6 protein-coding genes are annotated in these 8,879 nt (G+C 64.0%); 4 read left to right on the forward strand and 2 right to left on the reverse strand.

Annotated elements, in window-relative coordinates; translation table 11 throughout:
- The first annotated feature begins 40 nt into the window (after positions 1-40).
- Complete coding sequence (locus NN5_RS02750) at positions 41-649, forward strand: response regulator transcription factor (protein WP_245656167.1); 609 nt, start codon at positions 41-43, stop codon at positions 647-649.
- Positions 650-916: 267 nt separating this feature from the next.
- Here the strand turns inward: NN5_RS02750 and NN5_RS02755 are convergent, their stop codons facing one another.
- Entirely contained in the window at positions 917-1,387 is a 471-nt protein-coding gene (locus NN5_RS02755; protein ID WP_174523871.1) for a hypothetical protein, read from the reverse strand.
- A 416-nt stretch (positions 1,388-1,803) separates the two neighbouring features.
- Here NN5_RS02755 and NN5_RS02760 point away from each other — a divergent pair, with 416 nt between their 5' ends.
- Positions 1,804-2,373: a TetR/AcrR family transcriptional regulator gene (locus tag NN5_RS02760; protein ID WP_067732523.1), complete on the forward strand. Its 570-nt coding sequence runs from the start codon at positions 1,804-1,806 to the stop codon at positions 2,371-2,373.
- Between the two features lie 54 nt (positions 2,374-2,427).
- Here NN5_RS02760 and NN5_RS02765 read toward each other — a convergent pair whose 3' ends face one another.
- On the reverse strand, positions 2,428-3,573 hold the full coding sequence (locus tag NN5_RS02765) for an aminotransferase class I/II-fold pyridoxal phosphate-dependent enzyme (RefSeq protein WP_067732524.1): 1,146 nt from the start codon (positions 3,571-3,573) through the stop codon (positions 2,428-2,430).
- Positions 3,574-4,050: 477 nt separating this feature from the next.
- On the opposite strand from NN5_RS02765, the gene NN5_RS02770 reads away from it, so the two are divergent.
- Positions 4,051-7,566, forward strand: a complete 3,516-nt coding sequence (locus tag NN5_RS02770; RefSeq protein ID WP_245656169.1) for an autotransporter domain-containing protein — start codon at positions 4,051-4,053, stop codon at positions 7,564-7,566.
- Positions 7,567-7,859: 293 nt separating this feature from the next.
- Positions 7,860-8,588 carry a Crp/Fnr family transcriptional regulator gene (locus NN5_RS02775; RefSeq protein ID WP_067732526.1) on the forward strand — a complete coding sequence of 243 codons (729 nt, stop codon included), beginning with the start codon at positions 7,860-7,862 and terminating at the stop codon, positions 8,586-8,588.
- Positions 8,589-8,879: the final 291 nt, after the last annotated feature.

The following is an 8,879-nucleotide window of genomic DNA, read 5'->3' on the forward strand; positions in this document are numbered from 1 at the left end:
CCGGATGCGAATATCTCCCTAGGCACAAGTCACAGGGAGCATGCCGGTGGAGCGAATCTCGACCCTCATCCTCATCGATGATGATACGCGGCGGCGGGCCACGGTCAGCCATGCGCTGTCCTCGCACGACCTTCATGTCGAACTGTTCGAGAACGTCTGCGAACTCGCTCATGCCTGGCCCCGTTCCGGCATCGTCCTGATCCATGACGGACCTTGTGCGATCAACGGGCTGATCGAGGCGATGGCCCACCAGGGCCAGTGGTTTCCCATCATCGCCTTCAGCGAAGGGCCCGACGTAGGGCGCGTAGTCCAGGCCGTGCTCGACGGAGCGGTCGACTATCTGGTGTGGCCCGTCTCCGCAGGGGAACTGGCCCTGACGATCAGCAACGCGATCGCGCGCGCAGCCGAAACCGGCCATGGCAAGCTGCGCGAAGCGATGGCCCGGGCGCGCGTCGGCAAGCTGACCCGCCGGGAACGCGAAGTGCTCGGTGCCGTGGCCAGCGGCCTGTCCAACCGCCTGATCGGCGAAAAGCTCTCGATCAGCCCGCGCACGGTCGAAATCCACCGTGCCAACATGCTGCACAAGCTGGGCGCCAGCCATACATCCGATGCCATCCGGATTGCGATCGAGGCATCGCTCATGCACTGACCGGTCAAGTGCGCCTCCTGCATCAAGGCCGCATTTGAACGTAGGACCTGTGGCACGAAACCTTAGCCGGCAGTCTGCTATCAAGGCATTCGCCGGCGAGCCACCCGAGCATCTTGCCGGCAAGTGCTCCGCAGGTTTTGTCCGGGCAGGCCCGGCCGATCTCCCTTTAGGCCGGACCTGTCGCGGAGTACTCATCCCTACCGGCGACGTATCCGGCTCCGTGCCTCTTGCCGGATACGTCGCTTTCGGTTTTGGAAACCGATAGCCTCAGTGCAACCAGGCGATGGGCGAAGCACCGGGAAGGCCGCGGGCGGCCGTTTCATCCCCGGCCCTTTCGTCCCCACCCCTTTCATCCTCGATCCGGGCCACCAGCCCGGCGACATAGGCCGACAGCAGCGCCAGTGCCAAAGTCGAACCCTCTGCCATCACTTCGCTGGCGCCGTCCTCCACCAATACCGAAGCCAAGCAGCAATTGCCCTGACCACGCGAAAGCATGAAGGCGGTGCCCGGTCTCAGCAAAGCCAGAACCGCACTCTCAGCTGCCCCGCACGCCAGCATCTGTTCAATCGCACGGGAATCCATCGCTCGGTTGCCAGCGCTGGCAAGCGCTCCGCCCTTGAGCAGGCATGCGGCCTCCCGCACGCGGTCGCATTCCTCATGCGGCGCGCTGGCCACGCAATCGTGCATCAAATCGCGCATACGCGCGGTCCACACTTCGGGTTCCGGAACTCTGTCCATCAGCTGCTCGCCTCAAGGGCCGTTCGCACCGCAGGATGCGACGATGGCGGAACGGCCTGCCTGTCCGCCTGGTGCTTGCGGGGCCGGGCCCCGTCTCATTCCTCCAGCAAACGGATTACGGCCGCAAAGGCAAGGATCAGGCTGCGAATTGAGTCTGAATTACGACAAACCGAGTCATCCGACCGCTACAGGCAGGATTACAGTCCCGCGCCGACATCCAGACACGATTACTTTCCGATGGGAATGACCACCAACCACCAAACAGGAAATCATATCCGCAATAGGCAAATCACCCACGCACATCGCGGAGAATTCACCAGTTGCGCCCTCCCTTATTCCCGTCATTTCATTTGTTATCGACTGATAACTTCTATTTGTCTTGCACACCTGTAGATCCGGCATTTACACTGCAATCGATGTCATCAGCACCACCGAAGAAGCGCAATGCCGAAGCGACGCGGGCTCGCATCCTCGCGGCAGCCAAGAAGGCGTTCGCAACGACCGGCTACTCTCACACCGGCATTCGCGAGATTGCCTCGCAGGCCGGGACAAGTTCGACCCTCGTGCTGCGCTACTACGGCTCGAAGATCGGGCTGTTCGAATCGGCCCTGCGCGATGCCATGCGCACGGCCGAGGCAATCGAGCCGTCCTTGACCGAATTCGCCGCCTCGCTCGCGGGTATGCTCCGCCAAAATCCGGCCGCAACGGACCCCATGCTGATGATTGCCATGGCATCGGGCGAACGCGAGGCTGCCGAACTTGCGGCGCGGGTCTTCACCGAACTCACCATTCTGCCGATCGGCGAAACGCTGGGCGGGCCGGACGGCAAGGAGAGGGCCTTGCAGATGTCGATCCTCGCCATCGGCTTCGTGTTTTTCATGAAGCACCTGCCCCTCACCGTTTTCGGCGAGCAGGAGACGGAGAGAATCTGCGACTGGTTCACCCGGTCCATTCTGGACGTGGTCGAGCCGGACCGCCCCCTCTGAACTTATAGGCCCCTGAAACCTATAGGATCCTGAGCCTCTGCGCAAACGGCGGCTTCAGCGCCGCGCGGCGAACCAGGGGACCATACGCTCGATCGCCGTTTCGATCTCCGCCTGCGATGCCGCGAAGCTGAACCGGATATAGCGTCCGCCGTCCACCGGATCGAAATCGATGCCGGGCGCGGTTGCGACGCCTGTGTCCTCCAGCAACTGCGTGCAGAACGCGATGCTGTCGTTGGTCATGTGGCCGATCTCGGCCCAGATGTAGAAAGCCCCGTCCGGCGGTGCGATCTGCTGCAGGCCCAGCCGCGGCAAGGCGGCCAGCAGCAGTTCGCGATTGCGCGCGTAGTTGGCATGATGGCCTTCCAGTTCCTCGCGGCAGTCGAAAGCGATGAGCCCCGCATGTTGCGCCAGCACCGGCGGCGTCAGGAACAGGTTGCCCATGCGCGCCCGGGCCGCGCCGATCAGGTCCGGGGGTACGACCAGCCAGCCGAGCCGCCAGCCGGCCATCGAGAAGTATTTGGAGAAGCTGTTGACCACCAGCGCCTCGGGCAGATGCTGCAGTGTCGACTGCGCAGCATCGCCATAAGTCAGGCCATGATAGATCTCGTCGGAAACGACACGGATGCCCTTGCGGCGGCAGACCTCGGCAATCGCCGCCAGTTCCTCCGGCGCGATCACCGTGCCGGTGGGATTGGCGGGACTGGCGAGGATCAACCCGTCGGGGGCAGGCTCGATCGCATCGAGCGCAGCGGCCGTCATCTGGTAGCGCTCGGCAGGGCCGCAGGCGACTTCCACCGGCTCCAGATACATGGCCTTGAGTGTATTGCGGTAGGCCACGTAGCCGGGCCGCGCCAGCGCCACCCGCGCGCCCGGCGCGAAGAGGCATGACAGCGCCAGCACGAAGGCAGGCGAAGCGCCGCAGGTCAGGATCACCTGCTCCTCGTCCACGGTCACACCATAAGTTTCGGCGTAATGCCGGGCGATGCGCTGCTTGAGCGCCGTGCTTTCCCAATAGCCGCCCGGATCGCTGTCCAGCACCTTGTGCGCGGCGGCAATCGCCGCGACCGGAGCGCCTGTGGAGGGCTGGCCATATTCCATGTGAATGACGTCGCGCCCCTGCTCGGCCAACTGATAGGCGAGACGCCCGATCGCGATGGCGTGGAAGGGTTCGACCTGGGCGATATCCGTGTGGGAAGTCATGCCCGCTTGCTAGGGATTGTCCTTCTCATATGCAAACGCGCCATCGTTCATTCGCATCGAACCCCTCGACCGGCTCGGGACGAACCTCGGCGAAACCGTTGCGTCTAACAGGGCAGCCACACCAGGAACCCGAACTTACAATTTTGAAATTCAGGAGGGGCAGTAATTATATTGCGCAATCCAGACCGTAAACGAGCAATATAAATGCCACCTTCAAACTCACACACAAACCGGCATGGAACATGTTCCATCCTCCTGACAATATGACGCATAAAAGTAACACTTGAGCAGATTTCATAAATCATGCTCAGGTCTTAACTTGCCCGCTCCAAATTTGGCGTCAAACATCCCCCCCGCACTTCGGCTCCCTCTACGTCGCAGTGCTTATGGCGGTGGATTTCCTGCGAAATCCAGCACTGGCAGAGGCGGCGCGGCCCCGGCCGTTCCCCCGATGCTGTTCCAGTCCAAGGGGGACACATGACTGACTTTTACAAGCTCCGGCAACGGACGGTGCAGCGCATGGCACTGCTCGGTTCGGCCGCATCGATTGCGCTGCTTGCCACCCAAGCCCAGGCACAAGCCTATGGCCCAGAAGCTCCAACCCCAGAAGCTCCAACCAATGCCTATCTGGAAGCGCAAGGTGGGGGCGCTGACGGAAGTGCCCTGTCCATCGCCGCGCCTTCTGCGCAATACGTCAAGATCAGCGACGTCGCCCCCAGCCCGCAGATCGTGATCGCCGATCCGGGCAACAGCGATACCAGCCTCGATCCAACCGACATCAATGGCGTCGGGCAGATGGTTACCGACATTGGCGGAGGCTATATCGGCCTTTGCACGGCCACGCTGATCAATCCGCGCACAGTCATCTTCGCCGCCCACTGCGTGAACGAGGAAGCGCCGACCGACTACGGCGCCGCCACGGGCGGCACGCCCATCGGTTTCGGGTTCTCCAACGACACTTATGCCGGCCTGCTCAGCTGGTATCTGGGCGGGAACAAGACCGATGTTGCCAACGCCTTCTACAATGCCAACTACGTCAGCTATCATCCCGGCTCGCTCGAACCCGATGCCTTCAGCTTCCTGTACAGCGACATCGCAGTGGCCTCGCTCGATACGCCGGCCGCCGACATTCCGACCTGGGCCCTGCTGTTCTCGCAGCTTCCCGATCCCGGCACCATCAACGATACCACCGGCACCGGCTATCATGTCACGATCACCGGGTACGGCCGGAACGGCTCGGCAACGACCGGTTCGGCATTCGGCATCGATTTCCGCCGCCGCATTGCCGAAAACATGATCGGCGGCCTGGCCAGCCTCGACCAGTTTGAAAACTTCCTGTTCGGTGGTTCCTCCACCACTTATCCGCAAAACCTCTACTGGATGGATTTCGACGATCCGACCCGCCAGAGCGTCTATGATTTCAATGCCTGGAAGGACAATGGCCTTCCCAACGAAGGCACGACCGCCAGCGGGGATTCCGGCGGCCCGCTGATCCTCGACCAGACGTTCGACACATCGGTGGTGATCGGTGTCCTGTCGGGCGGCTACACACGCTTCTTCAGCGGTCAGCCGGCCAACGGTTATGGCACCGCGAGCTTCTACCAGCCGCTCTACCTCTATTGGGACTGGATCGCCGCCAACAACCCGTACCGCTATGTCGCCCCGGTCGCGGGCGACGGGGCGTGGGAAGATCCGGAGCACTGGGTCTCGACGCTCGATCCCAATTACAAGATCATCGACGCCAACGGCAATCTGGTGAACGGCGTTCCGACGACCCCGGGCGAAGGCAAGACCGGCAACAGCGGCACCTTCGGCCAGGCCTGCTATGAAGTGACCGGCTATTCCGAATGCCGGGACATGGCGACCGGAGACCTCATCATCAACGGCACTGTCGTATCGAGCGGCGGAACGACCGCCAACGGCGCTTCGAATGACAAGGCCACCGTGTCGCTGAGCGGCCTCGATCCGGAACTGGCGTCCCAGGCCGGTGAAGTGGCCACCACCGAAGCCGCCCTGCCCGATCCCACGATCGACAACGGCCTGCCCGGCGCCACCGGCTTCGTTCCGGACAACTCCGACGGAGACCGCCTGACGGCAACCCCGCCGCGCTACTATGACGTCACGCTGTCGGCAGATGGCACGACCACGCTGTCGAGCGACATCACCATCGACCGGTTCACCCTGGCCGGCGCTGGCGCCGCGCTCGACATCCAGTCCGGCGGCTCGCTGACCAGCCTGATCGACATCAACCAGCTCGCCGGCATGATGCGCGTCAACGGGACGCTCACGACCCCGGGCGACTACTTCCTGATGACGGGCGGTCTGCAAGGCAGCGGCACGATCAACACGCCCTATTTCACCAGCGTGGCGGGCGTGATCGCACCGGGCGGCGCGGATTCGACCGGAACGCTGACGTTCAACGGCAACCTCATCCTGGCCTCGGGCAACACCTATCTCGTCAATCTCGGTTCCGGCGGGACATCCGACCTCATCCAGGTCAATGCCACCAGCTATGTCGATACGGCCGCAAGCTCCGGAGACGCTGCCGCGGCAGCCGTCGTCCCGGCTGACGGTATTGCCAGCATCGGCGGCGCGGTCGTGTTCACGCCGCTGGCCGGAGCGACGGTGCGGGACGGAGATACCTACACGATCCTCAATGCCGAAGGCGGCGTCGAAGGGGAATTCGACGTTTCAAGCGCCATCAGCGCGATCCTCTCGCCAACGTTCTCCTACACCGGCACCGGCGTGAGCATCACGGTCGAGGCCGGCCTCTATGCGGACGTGGTGGACAGCGCTTCGCCGATCCAGACCGCCTTTGCCGGTCTGCTCGACCGCAACCGGGTCCAGTACAGCAAGTATGCGGACCTCTATGGCCCGACCGACATGCTCTCCGTGGCCGGCGTGCAGGGCACGCTCGAAAGCTGGGCGCCGCGCGTGCAGCCGCTGATGCAGTCCATGGGCACGGCCGCGATGGAAACCACCAACCGCTTCATCCGCGATCGCCTGGCCCAGGTTTCGGCAGGTGAGGAAGGCGGCAGCATCGCCTACTACGGCACGCCCGGCGGTGTTCTGGCGACCATGGGCATGAGCGGCATGTCCTCGCTCAACACGATGTCGGCCGCCGCCATGGGCGCCCCGGACCGTTCGGTCGCAGGCGCGCTTCCCGACGACATGAGCGCATTCTTCGCCGGTGGCTACATCGACGGCGACAGCAACGGCGCACCGACCGCCTCGCCCTATGCCAAGGACAATTTCGACGGCTACTATCTGGCCGCCGGCTTCGAAAAGGCCATCGGCGACAATGGCTTCCTCGGCATGGCCGCATCGTGGACCAAGATGACGGGGAATCCGGGCTATGCGGGCCGTTCGGCAAAGGGCAACCTGTTCCAGGTAAGCCTTTACGGCGCGCAGCGCTGGGCCGGCGGCGTGGGCATCGACGCGCAGATCAATGCCGGTGCCTTCGATCTCAAGACGGCCCGTACGGTTTCGTCCGGCGCGTCGAGCTGGGATCTTTCCGCCAAGGACCACCCCTTCACCTTTTCGAGCGAAGTGGGCGTCAGCGATGCTCTCCCCCTCGGCGCGGCCGTGACGGTTACGCCGCGCGTGGCGCTGCGTTTTGCCCGTATCGACTTCAACCGCTACGCCGAAGCCGGAGCCGGTCCTGCTCTGCAGTACGAGATGGGGGCCTACGAAAGCCTCCAGACGCGGGCCAGCCTGCGGATCGAAGGCAAGGGCAAGATCAAGCCGGAAGTCACCGGCACCTTCGTCCATGACTTCAAGGACAAGCCGGCCTTCTTCGGCGCGAACTTCGTCGGCGGCGTGGGGCCGGATGCCTATTTCGCCCTGCCGACGGACGACCAGACCTGGGGCGAGATCGGCGCCGGGATCAGCACCACCGGAATGGTTTCCATCGGCCTGTTCGCCGAAACCACGGTGGGCCGCTCGGACATCAACTACCAGTCCTACCGCGGCTCGGTGTCGTTCAAGTTCTGACACCGGACCTGAACCAACAAAAGGGGCGCGCGGATTGCAGTCCGCGCGCCCCTTTCTTGTCGGGGACACCGTTATCCAACGGGACGAAGACGGCGCAGAATCCGCGCGCTGCACGGCCATGTCCGCCCCGTTTCCGGTTTTTCCCGGCCGTTCCTGCTTCCGGATGACGCGTTGTTCTTCTGCATGTCGACACCCGGCGCCAGCTCGGCCATTATGGCGGAAATCTCTGGGCCGGCTCGCCGCTTGCCGGAATTCCGGCGGCGCCCTGGCCGACGACACTGCATGGAGCCCCAATGGCGCAACTGTCCGATCTGGGCCGGTATCTGCCTGACACCCTGACGCAGGCCGTGCTGCCGCACGCCCGCCATGTCCGGCTCAAGGCGAACCAGATCGTCATCGGCCATCAGGACGAGACCAGCGACGTCTTCGTCATTCTCGATGGCACGCTGCGGGTCGAGCTGCTCTCGCGCAACGGGCGCGAGATCATCCTCAACGATCTCGGCCCCGGCGATCTCGTCGGGGATTTCGCGGCACTGGACGAACAGCCGCGCTCGGCGACCGTCACCGCGATGACATCGGCCGAACTGGCCCGCATCCCCGGCAGTGCTTTCCGGCAGGCCGTCTTCGCCGCCCCGGCATCGGCCGAATGGCTGACGCTGCGCCTTCTGAAGATCCTGCGGAGTCTCAATGAGCGCGTCTTCGAGCTGAACGCCCTTGCCGTCCGCAGCCGCCTGCACTGCGAACTGTTGCGGCTGGCGCTCGATACCGGCATTTCCGGCAACGAAGTCACGATCTCGCCCTCGCCCACCCACGCCGAACTCGCCAGCCGCATCGGCACCCATCGCGAAGCAGTGACGCGCGAGCTGAGCTACCTTGCCGAACAGGGCATCACGGCCTCTGCCGCGCGCAAGCTGACAGTGTGCGACGTTACCCGGCTGGCGGAGATCGTCCGTGCCGCCGCAGGTGAAGTCGAGCTGATCCAGCGCGCCAGCCGGGCCGGTATCGGCCGCGGCACGGCCTGACCGGAACGCGCCAACCGCCTGCCCCGAGCATTGCCCCACTGCCCGGACCCGCTGCCCGGACCATGTGCGAAAACTCACACCGGCCGGGTGGCCTGGCCCACCGCCACCGCTGCATCTTCAGGGCAGACAGGCCTTGTCCGGCAGCTTGCGACCCGCTTCCGGACGGCCGGAAGGCAGAGGAAGCCCGTTTGCGATCTTCGGGCTTGCGCTTCCTGACGGTCCCACTCGCGTACTGTGGCGGCAGCCGCACCGGCACTGGCCGGGAATCCCTGCAGGCTGCCGTCACCCTTT

The organism is Novosphingobium naphthalenivorans NBRC 102051 (assembly GCF_001590985.1).
In the GTDB taxonomy this organism is placed as follows: domain Bacteria; phylum Pseudomonadota; class Alphaproteobacteria; order Sphingomonadales; family Sphingomonadaceae; genus Novosphingobium; species Novosphingobium naphthalenivorans.

Coding starts and splice junctions, on each gene's coding strand:
- NN5_RS02750 (WP_245656167.1), top strand. CDS start 41: ATGCCGGTGGAGCGAATCTCGACCCTCATCCTCATCGATGATGATACG.
- NN5_RS02755 (WP_174523871.1), bottom strand. CDS start 1,387: ATGGACAGAGTTCCGGAACCCGAAGTGTGGACCGCGCGTATGCGCGAT.
- NN5_RS02760 (WP_067732523.1), top strand. CDS start 1,804: ATGTCATCAGCACCACCGAAGAAGCGCAATGCCGAAGCGACGCGGGCT.
- NN5_RS02765 (WP_067732524.1), bottom strand. CDS start 3,573: ATGACTTCCCACACGGATATCGCCCAGGTCGAACCCTTCCACGCCATC.
- NN5_RS02770 (WP_245656169.1), top strand. CDS start 4,051: ATGACTGACTTTTACAAGCTCCGGCAACGGACGGTGCAGCGCATGGCA.
- NN5_RS02775 (WP_067732526.1), top strand. CDS start 7,860: ATGGCGCAACTGTCCGATCTGGGCCGGTATCTGCCTGACACCCTGACG.